General features: G+C 70.6%; 19 protein-coding genes and 1 tRNA gene. 7 read left to right on the top strand and 13 right to left on the bottom strand.

The window, feature by feature from the left end; translation table 11 throughout:
* Positions 1-3: 3 nt before the first annotated feature.
* The 8 genes from ACZ6QO_RS31245 to ACZ6QO_RS31210 form a co-directional block, all read right to left on the bottom strand.
* Entirely contained in the window at positions 4-882 is an 879-nt protein-coding gene (locus tag ACZ6QO_RS31245) for a CPBP family glutamic-type intramembrane protease (RefSeq protein ID WP_465855914.1), read from the bottom strand.
* Complete coding sequence (locus tag ACZ6QO_RS31240) at positions 879-1,700, bottom strand: CPBP family glutamic-type intramembrane protease (protein WP_465855913.1); 822 nt, start codon at positions 1,698-1,700, stop codon at positions 879-881. Before ACZ6QO_RS31240 ends, ACZ6QO_RS31245 begins: the two co-directional genes overlap by 4 nt.
* Positions 1,678-3,051 carry a YcaO-like family protein gene (locus ACZ6QO_RS31235; protein ID WP_465855911.1) on the bottom strand — a complete coding sequence of 458 codons (1,374 nt, stop codon included), beginning with the start codon at positions 3,049-3,051 and terminating at the stop codon, positions 1,678-1,680. Before ACZ6QO_RS31235 ends, ACZ6QO_RS31240 begins: the two co-directional genes overlap by 23 nt.
* The gene (locus tag ACZ6QO_RS31230; RefSeq protein WP_465855909.1) at positions 3,044-4,069 is read right to left on the bottom strand and encodes a TOMM precursor leader peptide-binding protein; all 1,026 of its coding nucleotides are present in this window, start codon (positions 4,067-4,069) and stop codon (positions 3,044-3,046) included. The genes ACZ6QO_RS31235 and ACZ6QO_RS31230 overlap by 8 nt, the downstream gene beginning before the upstream one ends.
* A 48-nt stretch (positions 4,070-4,117) precedes the next feature.
* Entirely contained in the window at positions 4,118-5,341 is a 1,224-nt protein-coding gene (locus ACZ6QO_RS31225) for a coproporphyrinogen-III oxidase family protein (protein ID WP_465855907.1), read from the bottom strand.
* On the bottom strand, positions 5,338-6,258 hold the full coding sequence (locus tag ACZ6QO_RS31220; RefSeq protein WP_465855905.1) for a SagB/ThcOx family dehydrogenase: 921 nt from the start codon (positions 6,256-6,258) through the stop codon (positions 5,338-5,340). The genes ACZ6QO_RS31225 and ACZ6QO_RS31220 overlap by 4 nt, the downstream gene beginning before the upstream one ends.
* Before the next feature lie 5 nt (positions 6,259-6,263).
* Positions 6,264-6,842, bottom strand: coding sequence for a VOC family protein (locus tag ACZ6QO_RS31215; RefSeq protein WP_465855903.1), 579 nt, complete (start codon positions 6,840-6,842; stop codon positions 6,264-6,266).
* An 86-nt stretch (positions 6,843-6,928) separates the two neighbouring features.
* On the bottom strand, positions 6,929-7,090 hold the full coding sequence (locus ACZ6QO_RS31210; RefSeq protein ID WP_189162446.1) for a hypothetical protein: 162 nt from the start codon (positions 7,088-7,090) through the stop codon (positions 6,929-6,931).
* 347 nt (positions 7,091-7,437) lie between these two features.
* Between ACZ6QO_RS31210 and ACZ6QO_RS31205 the strand changes: the two genes are divergently transcribed.
* Positions 7,438-8,328: an ABC transporter ATP-binding protein gene (locus tag ACZ6QO_RS31205; protein WP_465855901.1), complete on the top strand. Its 891-nt coding sequence runs from the start codon at positions 7,438-7,440 to the stop codon at positions 8,326-8,328.
* The gene (locus ACZ6QO_RS31200; RefSeq protein WP_465855899.1) at positions 8,328-9,068 is read left to right on the top strand and encodes an ABC transporter permease; all 741 of its coding nucleotides are present in this window, start codon (positions 8,328-8,330) and stop codon (positions 9,066-9,068) included. The genes ACZ6QO_RS31205 and ACZ6QO_RS31200 overlap by 1 nt, the downstream gene beginning before the upstream one ends.
* A gap of 144 nt (positions 9,069-9,212) precedes the next feature.
* Here ACZ6QO_RS31200 and ACZ6QO_RS31195 read toward each other — a convergent pair whose 3' ends face one another.
* The 4 genes from ACZ6QO_RS31195 to ACZ6QO_RS31180 all read right to left on the bottom strand — a co-directional run bounded on the left by ACZ6QO_RS31195 (position 9,213) and on the right by ACZ6QO_RS31180 (position 12,548).
* Positions 9,213-9,857, bottom strand: coding sequence for a response regulator transcription factor (locus tag ACZ6QO_RS31195; protein ID WP_465855897.1), 645 nt, complete (start codon positions 9,855-9,857; stop codon positions 9,213-9,215).
* Positions 9,858-9,861: 4 nt separating this feature from the next.
* Complete coding sequence (locus ACZ6QO_RS31190; protein WP_465855895.1) at positions 9,862-10,908, bottom strand: sensor histidine kinase; 1,047 nt, start codon at positions 10,906-10,908, stop codon at positions 9,862-9,864.
* Positions 10,909-11,177: 269 nt separating this feature from the next.
* Complete coding sequence (locus ACZ6QO_RS31185; RefSeq protein WP_465855893.1) at positions 11,178-11,870, bottom strand: glycoside hydrolase family 12 protein; 693 nt, start codon at positions 11,868-11,870, stop codon at positions 11,178-11,180.
* Positions 11,871-12,134: 264 nt separating this feature from the next.
* Positions 12,135-12,548 (bottom strand): ATP-binding protein, encoded by a 414-nt coding sequence (locus ACZ6QO_RS31180; RefSeq protein WP_465856031.1) that lies wholly within the window; start codon positions 12,546-12,548, stop codon positions 12,135-12,137.
* Positions 12,549-12,846: 298 nt separating this feature from the next.
* On the opposite strand from ACZ6QO_RS31180, the gene ACZ6QO_RS31175 reads away from it, so the two are divergent.
* The 5 genes from ACZ6QO_RS31175 to ACZ6QO_RS31155 all read left to right on the top strand — a co-directional run bounded on the left by ACZ6QO_RS31175 (position 12,847) and on the right by ACZ6QO_RS31155 (position 15,606).
* A complete protein-coding gene (locus tag ACZ6QO_RS31175; protein ID WP_465855891.1) occupies positions 12,847-13,653 on the top strand; it encodes a helix-turn-helix domain-containing protein in 807 nt (268 codons plus the stop codon).
* Positions 13,654-13,697: 44 nt separating this feature from the next.
* Positions 13,698-13,817: a DUF397 domain-containing protein gene (locus ACZ6QO_RS31170; protein ID WP_465855889.1), complete on the top strand. Its 120-nt coding sequence runs from the start codon at positions 13,698-13,700 to the stop codon at positions 13,815-13,817.
* Positions 13,818-13,952: 135 nt separating this feature from the next.
* Positions 13,953-14,129: a DUF397 domain-containing protein gene (locus ACZ6QO_RS31165; RefSeq protein WP_465855887.1), complete on the top strand. Its 177-nt coding sequence runs from the start codon at positions 13,953-13,955 to the stop codon at positions 14,127-14,129.
* A 242-nt stretch (positions 14,130-14,371) separates the two neighbouring features.
* Positions 14,372-14,851, top strand: coding sequence for a P-loop NTPase family protein (locus ACZ6QO_RS31160; protein ID WP_465855885.1), 480 nt, complete (start codon positions 14,372-14,374; stop codon positions 14,849-14,851).
* Positions 14,852-15,039: 188 nt separating this feature from the next.
* Positions 15,040-15,606 (top strand): hypothetical protein, encoded by a 567-nt coding sequence (locus ACZ6QO_RS31155; RefSeq protein ID WP_465855883.1) that lies wholly within the window; start codon positions 15,040-15,042, stop codon positions 15,604-15,606.
* Between the two features lie 105 nt (positions 15,607-15,711).
* Here ACZ6QO_RS31155 and ACZ6QO_RS31150 read toward each other — a convergent pair.
* Positions 15,712-15,776: transfer RNA gene (locus tag ACZ6QO_RS31150), tRNA-Lys, on the bottom strand.
* Positions 15,777-15,961 lie beyond the last annotated feature (185 nt).

The following is a 15,961-nucleotide window of genomic DNA, read 5'->3' as shown; positions in this document are numbered from 1 at the left end:
CCGTCAGGCCACGGCGAACAGGAAGAAGGTGACGTGCGCCACCATCAGGGGGATCAAGACCGGGTAGTGCCAGTACAGGACGCTGTGCGTGACGCCCATGACGATCGCCCCGACGACGGGGAACATCGCCGCGCGCCAGGAGGACATCAGGAACACCTGCATGACGGTGAACAGCAGGCAGGACAGCGCGATGGCGAGCACCGGCCCGGCGTCGCGCAGCCAGGTCAGCACCAGCCCGCGGAAGACGACCTCCTCGCTGCCGACCTGCACGGCGGTGAGCGCGATGGCCAGCGGCAGGGAGACGACCTCCATCGTCTTCAGGTGGTGGCGGATCCAGCCGCCCCGCGACAGGCCGAGCCACTGCCGCATCCGCTCCTCGCCCGCGCCGGACTCCGCGGCGGCGGTCGCGGGCTGCGCGCGCGCCCGCGCGGCCTCGGCGGCCTGCGCGCGGGCGGGCGCCCGCCCGGCGGCGACCGGCCGGGCCGGCGTGGCGGCCCGCTCGGCGGCGGCGCGGCGCCGTCCCCGGGCCTGCACTCCTTCGATCAGCACCCGGCACAGCAGCGAGCCGAGGGCGACCTCGCCGACGCCGATCGCGGCGCCGAGGAGAATCAGGCCGGGCCGGTTCCAGCCGGTGAGCAGCCCGGCGACGTCGACGCCGGTGACCAGGGCCAGCAGGATGACGACCAGCACGTGGCTGGCTCCCGCGGCGGCGAGTTCAAGGACGCTGCCGCGCTCGCTCGCGTCCAGGCGGCGGGCGAACGGCAGCAGGTGGGCGGCGCGCCGGCAGGCGGCGAACAGGGCCGCCTTGGCGTACTTGTAGTACAGCAGGACCAGCGCGGCCAGCACGAGCGCGCGCAGCGGCCAGGGCAGGGCGGCCGTCATGCCGGCGCCCCCCACATCCCGCGCGCCGCGGTCCGCCGCGCCACCGGCTCGCTGCGCCGGTAGCGCCACACCCAGACGTTGAACGCGACGTGCGCGACGACCGCCGCGAGGACGTTGCCGGTGAGCAGCGTGGCCGCGCAGGCGGCGACCGCGAGCGGCGTCTTGGCCAGCACTTGCACCCAGCCGAAGAAGACGTGGGAGCAGGCGAACACCGCCGCCGTCACGGCGAGGGCGCCGGCCGCGAGCAGGACATCGCCGGGCAGCAGGGCGAGCCGGGTGAGCACGCCGCGGAAGACCAGCTCCTCCCCGACGGCCACGGCGACCAGCAGTTCGGGCCGTACCCGCAGGTCGGCGCCGGTGGGCGCGTAGTCGTTGCGTGCCCGCACCAGCCCGGTGCGGCGGCGTTCGGCGGCGCCGGTCCCCGAGGCGGCGAACCCCGCGGGCCGGGCCGCCGTCATGCGCGGCGGCCGGGGCCCCGCGGGGGCCTGACGGGGGCCGCGGCCGGCCGTGGTGATCGCCCGGTCGGCCCGGATGACGACCGCGCCGAGCGCGGCCCCGAGGGCCGCCCCCGCCGGCACCCCCCACCAGCCGGCGGGGTGCCCCGGCACCGGCACGACGACCGCGACCGGGCCGAGCAGCAGCGCCGCGGCGGCCACGAGCGCCCCCATCAGCAGCACGTGGACGCCGAGCAGCGGCAGCCGACGCACCCACTCCCACCGGGTGTGCAGGTGGGCGGCGAGCGTCAGGCAGGCCAGCGACAGCAGCGCGAGCGCGGTGAGGGCGTACGCCCGGGTGTCAGGGATAGGGGTGGGGGTCATGGCGGCGGAATCCTCCGTAGGCGGCGAACCGCTCGTGGGCCGCCGCCGGGGCGCTGGGCAGCGGCAGCGTCACCAGGTCGGGGCACCAGAAGCGGGCCACGACGAACCCCAGGGCGGCCACGTCCATGGTGGTGAAGTCGGCCGCGTACAGGCGTTTGCCGGTCGCGTGGAAGGCCCGCACCAGCTCCCGCGCCCGGACGCCGGCCGGCCGCTCGTCGTCGGGCGGCAGGTCGTCGGCGGAGGCTTCGCCGCAGTCGGCGAACCGGGCCTCCACCACCCGGGCGCCCTCGGGCGTGGCGGCGTAGGAGACGTTGGACTCCAGGTCGAAGATGTCGTCGGTGGCGGTGTCCCGCTGCTCGAACCGCTGCTGCAGCGCCGACCAGGTGGCAAGGCCCCGCACGCCCGCCGCCTCCAGCAGCGCCCGGTACATCGCCCGTTCGAGCACCCCGTCGATGCCGAGTCCGACGGCGACGGCGGGCAGCCGGCCGTCGGGGCTGCGGATGAGGCAGGCGACGGTGAACCCGGGCAGGTCGGCGCTGGGCAGCAGGTGGAACTCCGGCCGGTCGCCCCGCAGGTCGAACGCGTTCTGCACGACGCGTTGCAGCGCGGCGGTGCGGGCGCCGGGAGTGACGCGGGTCGAGCGGCTGCCGCCGTACCAGTGGCTGAGCGCCGCGTCGATCTGCACCATCTCTTCCAGCGCGTTGAGCGCGGCCCGGTCGGGGTCGGTGTGCGAGGCGGTGCCGGTGGACACGGCGGGGGCCAGCCACGGCTCGCCCCGGTGGTCCTGGACGACGTAGCCGACCAGCAGGAGCTGGGCGGGCACCCAGCAGTCACGGCCGTCGGACAGCCGGGTCGCGCGCACCCAGCCGAGCACGTCGCCGTCCTGGCGCGCGCGGAAGGGGAACCCGTCGCGGCCGTACTGGGCGGCGGTGTACGGGGCGGCCGGGCCCGCGTCGCACTCCTCTCCCGCCTCGCGCAGCTCCTCGACCGAGGCGTAGCGGATGGGGAAGCGCCCGCTCACCGGGGCCAGGTAGCCGCCGTACCGCTCCACCACCTCGCCCAGCGTGCGGATGTGGGACTCGAAGGGACGCAGCCCGTACCCGCCGATGTGGTAGGCGCCGATCTTGGGCGCCGGCAGGCCGCGCAGCACGTGCACGCCGGTCAGCTCGCCGCCGGCCACCATCAGCCGGGGGGCGCCGCGCTGGCGCTGCAGGAAGCCCATCGACGTCATCAGCCCGCACAGCGGGGAGTGCATGCGGGCCCGCAGCCGCGCGGTGAACTGGTCGGGGGACTCGACGACGCGGGGCTCCATCAGCCCGGGCGCCTCCACCACCTGTGACACCTCAGGCATCGATCCACCGCCGCACGTCGAAGTAGAGCTCGGTGGCCTCGCGCTGCACCACCGGCCCGCACGCCCGGCACCCCGGCAGCCGCAGCACCTCCGAGTAGGCGATCTCCATGGTCGGCACGTAGATGCCGAGCACCTTGCCCAAGGTCGTGGTGGACCCGGTGAGCGCCAGGTTGAGCGCCTCCAGCCCCACGTGCCCGGCCACCAGGGCGCGCAGCGCGTCAAGGGTGGGCGGCTCGCCGACCCTGATCGAACGACGGACCAAGGCGTCCTTGTACCGCTGGTACCCGGCCGACTCGCGCAAGTTCATCAGCACCCGGGTCTCGAAACAGGCGAAGCACGCCGAGGCCGGCGGATGGAACGACGGGCCGATCATCACCATCGGGCCGTCGATGGCCGCCTGGATCCACGGCGTGCGCAGCGCCAGGGCGATGCGGTTGAGCACCGTGAGCCGCAGCGGGTGCGGCTCCTCGGCGACGTGGACCAGCAGCTTGCCCCGCCAGGGCTCGAACCGCTCGGCGAACCGCTCGAAGGCCAGCCCGTCCTCCAGGGCGACCAGGTCGGCCTCCAGCAGGGCGCGGTGCAGCGGGTCGTCCTCGCCGGCGACCTCGACGCCCGCCGGCGCGCTCGGGCTGAGGACGCGCGCGGTGGCCTCGGCCAGGGCCTCGCCGCCGAGGACGACCACCGGCGGCGCGGGGGTCTCGGCCACGTAGGCGCCGGTGTTCTCGATGTAGGCGTCCAGCGCGGTCTCCGGGCCGCGGGCGATCACGCCGAGCTGGTCCAGGTGGTCCACCAGGGCCTCGATCTCGGCGCGGGTGACGCCGTTGGCCTTGGCCACCTCGGCGCGGCCGGTGGTGCCGTCGAGCCCGCTGAGCAGGTTGTACAGGCGGCCGGTCCTGGCGTGGTCGGTGAGGGTGTAGGAGCGGACGTTCCAGACGCCGTGCCGGAGCTCCACGGTGTCGGCGTCGTGCGCGACGACGCTGTAGGACGGTTTGATCCGCACGTTCTTGCTCTGCTGCATGGATGCCTTTCCTTCCTGGTACTACGGGGGGCTGCGCGGGTGCCGCCGTCAGCCGAGCAGGGCCGCCGTCCTCGGCTCGTCTCCGCCCGCGGCGGCGATCCCGGCGAACTGCAGGTCGATGAAGGCGTCGGTGATCTGGTCGCGGCGCAGCCGGACGCCGTCGGCGTCGCGGCGGACCTCGGCCACCCGTTCGAGGAAGCCGAGCAGGTGGCGGCACGGCCCGAGCGTCAGGATCTCCTCAAGGGGGACGCCGGTCCGTTCCTGCCAGAGCGCGCGCGAGGCGCCCTCGAAGGTGGTGAGCGCCTGGTAGAGCAGCCGCGCGGCGATCGCGGGGGACGCGGCGGGGTAGCGCTCGTCGAAGTGCAGGGGGTCGCGGTTGTAGGCGGCGAGGAAGCCGCGCCGGTGCGCCAGGTACTCCCCGCCGATCAGCGAGGTGGCGCCGGAGCCGAAGCCGACCCAGTCCATGCGGAGCTGGAAGTAGGCCAGGTCGCTCAGGCACCGACGGTCGCCGAAGTGGCTCATGGCGTACTCGGGCAGCCCCGCGTCCACCAGCATGCCCGCGGCCAGCGCGTACGCGGTCTTCTGCTCCGAGCGGAGCATGGCGGTGGTGCCGCGGGTCACCTGCCGGCGCAGCACGGTGCCGTGAGCGGGCCGGTAGGGGTAGAGCGCCACGTGCGTCACCGGCAGGTCGAGTGCGGTGCGCACCGATTCGGCGACCTCCTCGACGGTCTCGCCGGGCAGGCCGCAGATCAGGTCGATGGACCGGTCGTCGAACCCCGCCTCGGCGGCCAGGTGCACCGCGCGGCCGGCCTCGGCGGCGTCGTGGCTGCGTCCGAGCTTGCGCAGCCGGCGGTCGTCGAACGACTGCACGCCGCTGCTCCAGCGCCGGAACCCGACGCGGCGGAAGGCGGCGAGCTTGGCGGCGCTGAGGCTCTCGGGGCTGCACTCGATGGTCGCCTCGGTCAGGGTCGCGGGCAGGTCGAACACCTCGTGCAGCGCCTCGCCGATCTGCTCGATCTCGTGTTCGGCCAGGATGCTGGCGGTCCCGCCGCCCCAGTACATGATCTCCGGCCGGTATCCGCGGGCGGCCAGGTCGGCCCCCCGCTCCCTGATCTCCCGGCACAGGGCCGTGATGTAGGCGCGCCTCGGGCTGTCGGCGGGCCGCAGCAGCAGCTCGCCGGTGGGGATCTCGGTGACCCAGTCGCAGAAGTGGCACTTGGAGCTGCAGAACGGAATGTGCACGTAGACCAGCAGCGGCCGCGGCTCGCTCACCCCGGCCACCCGACGAAGATCGTGTGGGCCAGGAAGGACAGCACACCGTCCAGTCCGAGCGCCTCGTTGGACAGGTCGTCGATGTAGCTGGAGCAGTCGGTCGTCCCGAGGCCGAACCCGGTGGCGGCCAGGTGGACGTTCTGCGACATGCCTCCGCACTCGTGCAGGACGAAGCGCATCCCGCGCGGGCCGTACTTGCGCATGGAACGCCAGGGGCGGGCCACCAGGAGGATCACGGCGGCGGCGCTCTCGACGGAGATGATGCCGCCGGGGATGGCGAACGACTCGCGCAGCCGGTCCACCGTGGCCCGGTCCCCCGTGCGCACCAGGACGTCCTCGACCGGGCTGTAACGGTAGGTGCCCACGGTCAGCTCGGGCACGTCCAGGGCGGCGAGGTGGACCTCGACGGGGTACAGCCCGCCGCCGCTCGGCACGGCGCGGAACCGGTAGGTGGCGGTGCCGCCGCGCATCAGCTCGGCGTCGGCCTCCCCCGTGACCCCGGCGGCGTACCGCAGCATGGTGCCGACCTCGGCCAGGGCGACCGGGTCGCCGGTGTAGCGGCGCACGCTGCGCCGGCGCGCCACGGCCTCGTCCAGCGCGATGGCCAGCGGGACGGGCGGCGGCAGCTCGACGGTGTCGGCGGCGGCGGGCGTCTCCTGGTCGATCACGGACAGGGCGGTGGCCATGACGTCGCCGAAGTAGTCGGCGCCCGAGAGCTGCGCCTCGCGGTCCCAGGGGGCGAAGCGGCCCGCGACGATGAACTCCTCGGCGATCCGGGGGAAGCGCGCCTCGCCCAGATTGTCGTAGCGCGCCTGGTGCGTGCGCAGACCGACCGAGTCCAGCCCCGGGCTGAGCAGGCGGTACGCGCTCACCCCCGCGCTGGCCTCGGCGAGCTGGGGATCGGTGACATTGTCCATGGGCGCTACTCCTGGAAGATCTCGGTGGGCGGGGGAACCTTCCTGTTCAGCGCGATCGACTGGTCGACGAGCTGCTCGGCGGTGACCGGGGTGGCGTACTCGCCGAGCCGGAAGGTCGCGTGGGCCCACTCGCTGAACTGCACCAGCCCGAACCGGTTGCCGTCGGCGTCGGCCACGCTGGCGCCGCGGCCCATCGAGTCGCCGGCGTCGCCGCGGTAGAACGGGCTGTCGCGGAACTGCTCGCGGAACTCCGGCTTGACCTGCTTGGGCAACGGCAGGTCGTAGGGCCCGGCGGTCACCTCGCCGCCGTGGTCGGCGATCATCTTGAGCGATCCGTCGAGGTCGGCGACGTGGTAGTAGATCGTCACCGACTCGCCGGGGAACCGCCGCTGGTTCACGGTGATCAGGATTCCGTCGCTGGACACCGGCGCGTGGTAGGAGATCTCGTAGGAAAGGGAACGCGCCAGCGGCATTCCGAGGAACGCCTGGTAGAAATCAAGACCGCGTTCCATGTCGTCGACGGGGACGTTGATGAGGACAGGTTTGGGAATGGCGGAGACGTCGATTTCCGAGGTGTTCTCCAAGGCTGGACCGCGCTTTCCTGACTATGGTGGGCAGTGGCGGAGGCGGGGCCCGGGAAACGATCCCGCGGGCCCCGCTGGTGCGTGGATTACGGCCGCACGATGGTGCCGCACGAGCTGGACGTGCAGCCCGCGCAGCACGACGACGCGCCCGGAACGACGACGCCGAACTCAGTGCCGGACAGGCCGGCGCCGAGCGGCTGAGCGGTCATGCTGCGGTGGTCGATGGTCGCGGTGCTCTCAAGCTTCATACGTGGTTCACCCCCTCCCAGGTGGTGAACGGAGTCCCCGTACAGATCGAGGTCGCGGATTCATGCCGAGCCCGGGCTCCGCGTTCGACCCATCGAAAGGCCCCATTTCGTGGGATCGGACGAATCCGATCCTCACATAACCGGGTTTTGTGTCAATGATGCGAAAACGGAGCAGTTGATGGTGACAAATGTCATCGGCGAATGGTGGGAGAACAGAGCTGCCGCATTCCCGGCCGCCGCCGTAAAGTGCAGCGGCGGCGTGATCCCAAGGGTCCGCCGAAGCAGCCGTTCGCGTCCGCCGAAGGCATCGGGAGGCCCGGAGAGCGATGACAGGTGACACGGCGCAAGTGAGCATCAGGGACGTCGCCTACAGCTACGGCAAGGTGCCGGCGCTCGCCGGGGTGAGCCTGGAGGTGCGGGCCGGCGAGGTCGTCGCCCTTCTCGGGCCGAACGGCGCGGGCAAGAGCACCCTCACCCACGTCATGCTCGGCCTGCTCGCCCCGCGGTCCGGCCAGGTCCGCCTGTTCGGCGCCCGTCCCGAGGACGCCGTCGCGCAGGGCCGGGTCGGCGTGATGCTCCAGGACACCGGCCTGATGCGGTACGTCAGCGTGCGCGAGCTGGTGGGCCTGGTCGCGGCGCAGTACGGCCGGGCCGCCCGCACCGACGACATCCTGAAGGACGCCGGGCTCGCCGACCTCGGCTCCCGCCGCATCGGCCGGCTCTCCGGCGGGCAGCGGCAGCGGGTCAAGTTCGCGCTCGCCATCGCCGGCGACCCCGAGCTGCTGTTCCTCGACGAACCCACCGCCGCGCTGGACGTGCAGTCCCGCCACGCCTTCTGGCAGGACATCGTCGACCGGGCCGGCCGGGGCAGGACGATCGTGTTCGCCACCCACTACATCGAGGAGGCGGAGGCGTACGCCAACCGCATCGTCGTCCTGCAGGACGGCGGGGTGGTGGCCGACGGGCCCGCCCGGCAGATCATGACCAGGGTCAGCGACGTGACCCTGCGCTTCAACAAGCCCGAGGCCCGGGAGGACGAGCTCCAACGGCTCCCTGGCATCGTCCGCCTGCACAACGGCTCGGCAGGAGGCGACCACTGGGAGCTGGTCACCTCCGACCAGGACGCGACCCTCGACGCCCTGTACGGCAACGGGCGGTCGGGGGTGAGCGGCCTGGAGATCTCCCGCACCTCCCTGGAAGACGTCCTGCTGGCGCTGACGAAGGAGACCGGACGCTGATGGGCCGCTACATTCGGCTGGACGTCGTGAGCATGGTGCGCAGCGGCTACTTCCTGGTGTTCTCCGTGCTCTTCTCCGCCGGCTTCTACGTGATGTTCACCAAGCTGTTCGTCGTCGAGGGCTGGACCCAGAGCGGCGACTTCGCCGCGACCTACATGGTCGCCCTCGGGGTGTCCGGGGCGTTCTACGCGGCGCTGACCGGCGGCGGCATCCGGCTCGGCGAGGAACGCGGCAGCGGCTGGGCGCGCCAGCTCACCCTCACCCCGCTGTCCCCCCGGCGGTACGTTCTCGGCAAGCTGGCTGCGGCCTGGCTGCTCGCCCTGCCCGCGCTCGCGGCCATCTTCCTGCTCGGCGTCGTGCTCAACCAGGTGACCATGCCGCCCGCGAACTGGGCGCTCACGCTCGCGGCGACGTGGGGCGGCAGCCTGTGCTTCGCCGTGTTCGGCGTCGCGATCGGGTTGCTGGTCGCCGGGGACGCCACCCAGTTCGCCTGCCTCGGCGTGTTCTTCCCGCTGGCCATCCTGGGCGGCCTGTGGTTCCCCACCTCGGCCTTCCCCGAGGCCGTACGGCACGTCGTCGAGTACCTGCCCACCAGCGCCCTGTACCGCCTCGGCATCACCGCCGAACACGGGACGGGCCCGGTCGGCATGCCACTGCTGGTCCTCGCCTGCTGGACCGCACTCGCCGGCATGACCGTCCTGGCCCGCCTCCGCCCCGAATCCCTCAGCCCCTCCCGCTGACCCCCCGCGCGAACCCCCGAGTGCCGTGCCGGACGAGATCGGCGCCGGGTCGGCGGGTCGTGGTACGGCGAAGTCGGCGCCGTCGTGCGGCGGGTGACCGGTGCACCTCTCCCGACGCCGCGCCGGAAGCGTGTGTGGTCAGGGTCAGAGCCAGTCGTTGGCGGCGGCGATGCGTACCGCCTCGTGCCTGTTGCGGGCCCCGGTCTTCTGGATGGCCCTGGTCAGGTAGTTGCGGACCGTCCCCCCGCTGAGGCGCATGGACTTGGCGATCTCGGCGATGGTGAGGAAGTCGCGGGCGTGGCGCAGGACCGCCGCCTCCTGCCGGGTGAGCGGGCACGGCTTGGCCATCGCGATGCGCGCGGCGAGCTTGTCGTCGATCACCAGCTCGCCGGCCGCGACCTGCCTGATCGCGATGACCAGCTCGGCCGGCGAGACGTCCTTGACCAGGTACCCCCGGGCGCCCGCCGCCAGCGCCGAGCGCAGGGCGTCCGGCTGGCGGAACGCCGAGAGGATCAGGCACCGGGTGTGCGGCGACCACTTGCCGAGCGCGGCCACGATCTCCACGCCGCTGTACGTGTCGCCCTCCCCGTTCCCCGTGCCCCCGGGCATCTGGAGGTCGACCAGCGCCACGTGGGGGCGCGTCAGCGCGCCGACGGACACGGCCTCCTCGACGCTCGCCGCGCTGCCCACCACCCGCAGCCCCGGAAACCCGGACAGCAGCATCTCCAGCGCGTTGCGGATCAGACTCTGGTCCTCGGCGACGAGAACGTTCAGCGAAGGTCCCGGCATGGCGCTATCCCCTTTTGACGAGCCTCGCTACCACCCGGACGCCCCCGTCCTGCGAACGCCCGACGAGCAGTTCCGCGCCGGCCTGCTCCAGCCGCTCCCGCAGCCCCGTCAGCCCGGCTCCCGGCACCACCGGCCGGCCGGACCGTCCGTCGTCCTCCACCGTCAGCCGGTCGACGCCGAAGATCACCCGGCAGGTACGGGCGCCGCTGTGCTTGACCACGTTCGTGACGGCCTCGCGCAGGAACCACGCGAACACCGCCCGGCGGTGCACCGCGGCGGGCGCGCCGAAGACGGCCAGGTCGATGCCCGCCCAGACCAGCAGTTCCCTGGCGTCGTCCAGCTCCGACGCCACGTCGGGGGCCCGCATCTCCTCCACCACGGCCAGCGTGTTGTTCAGCGTGGTGCGGGCCAGCGCGGCGATGTGACGCAGTTCCTCCTCGACGGGGCCGCCGGCCTCCGCGCGCGCCACCACCTCGGCGCGCATGACCAGCGCGACCAGGTCGCGGCCGACCAGGTCGTGCAGGTCTCGGGAGAGCCGCCGGCGCTCCCGCTCGGTCGCCAGCCGTTCGTAGTTCTTCTGCGTCTCCCACTGGGTGACCGCGAACTCGAGCACCTGGTGGATGCCGGTCAGGGTGAGAGTGAAGATCACGAGCTGGACCGCGAGCATGCCAAGCCTGACCGGCGCCATTCCGCGCAACAGTCCAACGGACGTCACGATGAGCACGCATCCGAACGCGGAGATCAACCCCGCGTGCGTACGGTGCGTTAGGACCACGGCGGTAATCAGATAAAAGGGCAGATAATAAATCCAGTCGGGCGGCAGAACGGCGATGAGGGCCAAGCCGGACGCCACCAGTCCGGCGAACGCCCATGGCGTGCGGATGCGCTCCGAACGCGGGATCCCGCGCACGACCACGCGTGCGTAACAGGCACTGAAGACGAGCACGCCCGCGGCCGCCACGAACCACTGCGACGGGGCGGGCCGCCCCGCCGCGAAACCGGGCCACAACGTGAGGATGAGCAGCAGAAACGCGACCGTGAACAGACGCATCCCCGTGTAGAGGCTGGCCGACGGTGCGCTACTCCCTCGAGAGACATCCACCTCGTCCCGCACGGGATAGATCGTCCCATAGGGCACGACATTTGAGGAGGATCGTCATCGAAACGCCGTCAAATACCACGACTTTTGCATGAAAAGAACACGTTTGGTAAGCGAATTGCGAGATCTCTCCAGAGAGGTGCGATCAATCCAGGGATTACCGATCGGGGATTTTCGCCACCCCGCGGCCGGTCCGGCACACCGGGCCGCGGGGTGCGCGGTCAGCTCGCCGAGACCGAGAAGCTGTTAGTGCGGAAGTCCATGCCGCCGCTGGAGGAGGTGATCTCGTAACCGAACTGGACGTCGCCCAGCGTCACGTCCCCGAACCAGTTGCTGGACCGGAGCCAGGTCAAGATCGCCTTGATGTTCACCGTGCCGGAACTCGTGTTGCCCTGGCGCACGAAGGAGAACACCTGGTTGGAGCCGTTGGAGCCGCGGTAGACGTCCCAGCTGTGGCCGCCGGCCGACACGCTGGTCTGCCGTGAGCCGAGCGGGCCCACCGGCCCGTACTTGTTCATCCAGAGCATGATCTCGTAGGTGTGGCCGTCACACCAGATGTCGTACGCCGTCGCGTACGCCCCGCCGTTCGGCACCGTGACGTTGAAGCTGCTGCTCACGCTGCCAAGAGCGCTGATGCGCCGGTTCACGTTCCTGGTCGCGTTGGGGTAGGACTTCACCCCGCCGGTGTTGGGGTGATTCGCCCACACACCCCAGTTGCTGGAGGAGTTCGCCCAGATCGTCTGCGGGCCCGCGCCGTTCCCCCAGATGTTGTTGTAGAGGGTGTAGCCGCCGTTGGCCCAGGTGCCCCACCGGTCCGAGGAGGACCAGACGGCCGCCTGGGCGGGAGCGGCGAGCAGCCCGACGAACACCACGAGCATCGACACCGGCACGAACAACCGTAACGTCCTGAGCATGATCTCCCTCTCCTGTCGTCCCACCGGCCCCCGGCCCCCATCGGCGTCGCCGTGACGGGCGTCGAAATGCCTGTCGAAGCGCTTCGACGACATTTCGACTTGATCGGAAACCGCATCCTCCATGAAGTGGAGCTACCGTAGGTTCGCCCACACCCAGGCGCAACAGACCGGTGAAAGCTTTCCCGACACCCCAGGTCAACCTCCGAACGCTCCCACCGCCCCATGAAACTTTCGACCAGAGAACCCACCCCAGCACCGCCACCGTCATCCCATTGTCGGCTGACGCGGGAAAGAGGCCACGGAGGCGTCCGAGTCGCGCGTGTACGCCACCTGGAACCACAGGGTCCGCCCGGCATCATGCTCCCAGACCGCCCACATCCGCGAGAGGACGTCCACGAGCAGCAGCCCCCGCCCGCCTTCGGCGCACAGGTCCCCGCCCACCTCTGGGATGGTTTCGCCTCCGGCGTCCGCGACGTCGACATGCACGAAGTCATGGAAGTCGGCCAGCGCCAACGTGATCGGGCCGCCGTCCCTGGAGTCGGAGTGGACCACCGAATTGGTGACCGTCTCGGAGACCAGCAGCCGCACGGTCTCCAGGGCCGGGTGCTCCGGCCCGAGCTTCTGTTCCACGAACCGGCGGGCGAGCCCGACGGATTCCGGAGAACCGCTCAGCTCCATCACACCTAACAGATTCCCCGTCGCCGGTCGCTCCGGATTCGGGGGAATGGTCACGGGCTTTGTCATAGATCGCACCCATCCGCACGCTCAGGGACCCAGACGACACCGACTCCGCTCACGGGTCCCGCTTCAATTCGCCGGCCAGGCCGGGATTGCGGGGGGCTGCAATCTCGGCCTGACCGGCCGCCCGAAGGGCTACCGTCAGGCTTGCGCACGTGGCATGGTGAAGGCAGCGGAACCACGGCTACGCCGCAAGCGCAACCCCCGACCGCCGACGTGTAACGAGGTGTAACGCGCAATGGCCGGCAATTGCGGAGCGCCGGGAGTATTCCTTGGGCGAGAATTGCGCCGAGCGCGAGAGGCAAAAGGGATATCTCGGACGGCCCTCGCCAGGCAGTTCTACATCTCCGAATCTCTGGTGAAACTCTGGGAAACCGGGCGGCGCGTCCCCACTAAAGATCATCTGGGTCGGCTGGACGAGCTCTTCGGGATGGACGGCCTGCTCGTGAGGTTCCGCGAAGACCTGGTCAGGACATCGGTGCCGCTGGAGTGGTTCGGCCGATGGCCCGAGATAGAAGGCCGAGCCACCGCCCTGTGGTCCGTTCACGCACATGTCTTCCCTGGCCTCCTGCAAACGGAAGCGTATGCCCGCGCGGTCCTCCATGCCGGAAACCACCTTGCGAACCTTGATGATCTGGTGAGCGCGCGAATGGAGCGCCAACAGGTTCTATCCAAAGAAGAGCCACCGATGATCGTCGCACTTCTCCTTGAGAGCACTTTGCGTTACGGCATCGGCGGACCCAAGGTCGTGCAGGATCAACTACTCCACCTTGCGGAGCTGGCGCGGCGCGATGATGTGATCATTCAGATCGTCCCCAGCAAGGCGTCCGCCTGTGCCAGATTCACCGGTCCTTTCGTCATCGCGAATTTCGACGGTGGCGATGACGTCGCCTACGTGGACAACGCGATCGCGGGCGAGGTCATCGAGGACCGGGAGGGCATCGTGCGACTACGGCGCATTTTCGACATGCTCAGGGCTGCCGCCCTGTCGGAAGACGGTTCGATGGAGCTCATAGAGAAGGTGGCGACAGAATGGACGCCTTGAAGTGGCGTAAGAGTTCTCACAGCTCCGCCAACGGTGGTGAGTGCGTGGAGATCGCGACTCTCCCCAAGGGGGTCGCGATCCGGGACAGCAAGGACCCGACGAAGGGGCAGCTGACCACGTCCACCGAAGCGTTCGGCGCCTTCCTGGCCGAGATCAAACGCTGACACTGGAGGGAAGGTTCACCGGTTGACCCGCCGTACGGCGGCGCCGTACCCCGACCCACCGCCCTGGCGCCGAGCACACCCAGCACCACACGAGTGAAGGAATCGGACCACACCGGGCGAGGAGGTGAGACCAGAATGGACGCCTTGAAGTGGTGTAAGAGTTCTCACAGCTCCGCCAACGGCGGGAATTGCGTGGAGATCGCGACGCTGTCGAATGGGGTCGCGATCCGGGACAGCAACGATCCGGCGAAGGGGTATCTGACCGCGTCCGCCGAAGCGTTCGGGGCCTTCCTAGCCGAACTCAAAGGGTGAGCTTCACGGCCAGATCCACCGGTGATCCGCCGTACAGCGGCGCCGGTATCGCCGTACCCCGACCCACCGCCCCGGCGCCGAGCACACCCCGCACACCACATGAGCGGGAAGCCGAGGACACCTCGGGCCGCGCGAGTGGGAAGTTGGGCACACCTCGTGTCACATGAGTGGGGCTCGGGGTCTATCGTGCATGGGTGCGGCGGGTGCTTGTTGTTGGGATCAGTGGGGCTGGGAAGTCCACGATGGCGCGGGGGCTTGGGGAGCGCCTCGGGGTGGGCTATCACGAGATGGACGCGCTGCACTATGTGGGGCCGGGCTGGGCCGTGGACGGTGACTTCAGGGGGAAGGTCGCCGCGATCGTGGCCTCGCCCGCCTGGGTCTTCGACTCCTTCGGCTACCCCGAGGTGCGCGACCTGCTGTGGGAGCGGGCTGACACCGTGGTGTGGCTGGACTACTCGAAGGCCGTGATCATGCCGCGGGTCCTGCGCCGGTCCCTGCGACGCACCCTGCGGCGCGAGCGCGTCTTCGGCGGCAACCGCGAGACCCTGGCCGGCTGGTTCCGCCGCGACCACCCGGCCTGGTGGGCCTGGTCCCAGCACGCGGCCCGTCGGGCCGACATCCAGCGACTCGTTCACGACCCCCGTTTCGCACACCTGCGCGTGATCCGCTTCACCACCCCGGCTCAGGCCGCCACCTGGCTGGCCGCCCTCCCCCGCTCCTGACACCCGGGTTCTGCCGGGCGGGCTTCCCTCCGATCTCGGGACAAAGCCGGTGGGCGGCGGCATCGGCTTTATAAGTGCCCGCGAAGTCACTTCTAAGAACGTTCCCAGTGGCCCAGGCCACAGTTCCTTTCAGGTCAGGAACTCGCCTTTGCCGACGCAATGGCGCTATCGAAAAGGAACCAGGAACGATGAAGACGTACGCGAAGATGTTCTCCGCCTCGCTGGTGACCGCCGCGGCGGTGGCGGCGACCATGTCCGCGCCCGCCTCGGCGGCGGCGGTGACGATCCGGGTCGAGCGGGCCTACTCCGAGACCGTGTGGGAGTGGAACGGCCAGGTCACCTGTCCGACGAACCAGGTGCTCACCGGCCGCTCGCACGTCGGCGACGAGAACCGCCCGACCACCTACTACTGCAGTTGGATCCTCATCAACGGCGAGCAGGTCCAGGTGCACCTCGGGGACTGGACTCCCGGCCAGACTGAGAGCAGGTCCAGCTACATCGCCCCGACGGACCAGGCGCTCGTCGGCCGGTGGCACACCGGCGACGAGAACGGCAAGACCTACTACCGCACGGCCGCCCTGTACTGGCAGGGACGGCAGGTTCGGCTGACCTTCCCGACGTGGACCGGCGAGTACAAGGAGAGCAACCACGTCACCGAGGCGGGCTACAACCAGGTCATGACCGGCCGCACGCACAGCGGGGACGAGAACGGGAAGACCCGCTACCAGTACGCCACCGTGACGTTCGAGGGCTGAGTGCCCGCGGAGCCGACGGCCTGCGAACCCACGACCCGTACGGCCTGGAGATGACTGTGGGCACCCTCCGTCAAGCGGAGAGTGCCCAGGTCGGCCATGCCACGGTGCGCCGCCAGGGACTCGAACCTCGGACTCGCTGATCAAAAGTCAGCTGCCCCACGCTCAAGCGCGGGCCGGATCATGCCTTAACGTTTCGTTTCGCGTGTTTCGTCCAGGGCATGCCGCACAATGACAGCCAGTACCGGATTATCACTTGCTATCCGAGCACATATACCCCACTCCAGATGGCGTCACGCTCGCGTAGGCCGCGCAGCGCACCCGATCGAGATCGGGTCGTCCTGGCTCACGCCCGGGC

The sequence above is a fragment of the Sphaerisporangium sp. NPDC049457 genome, from assembly GCF_055586705.1.
The sequence above is the reverse complement of the archived record's forward strand: the minus strand, read 5'-3'. Positions and strand labels throughout refer to the sequence as shown.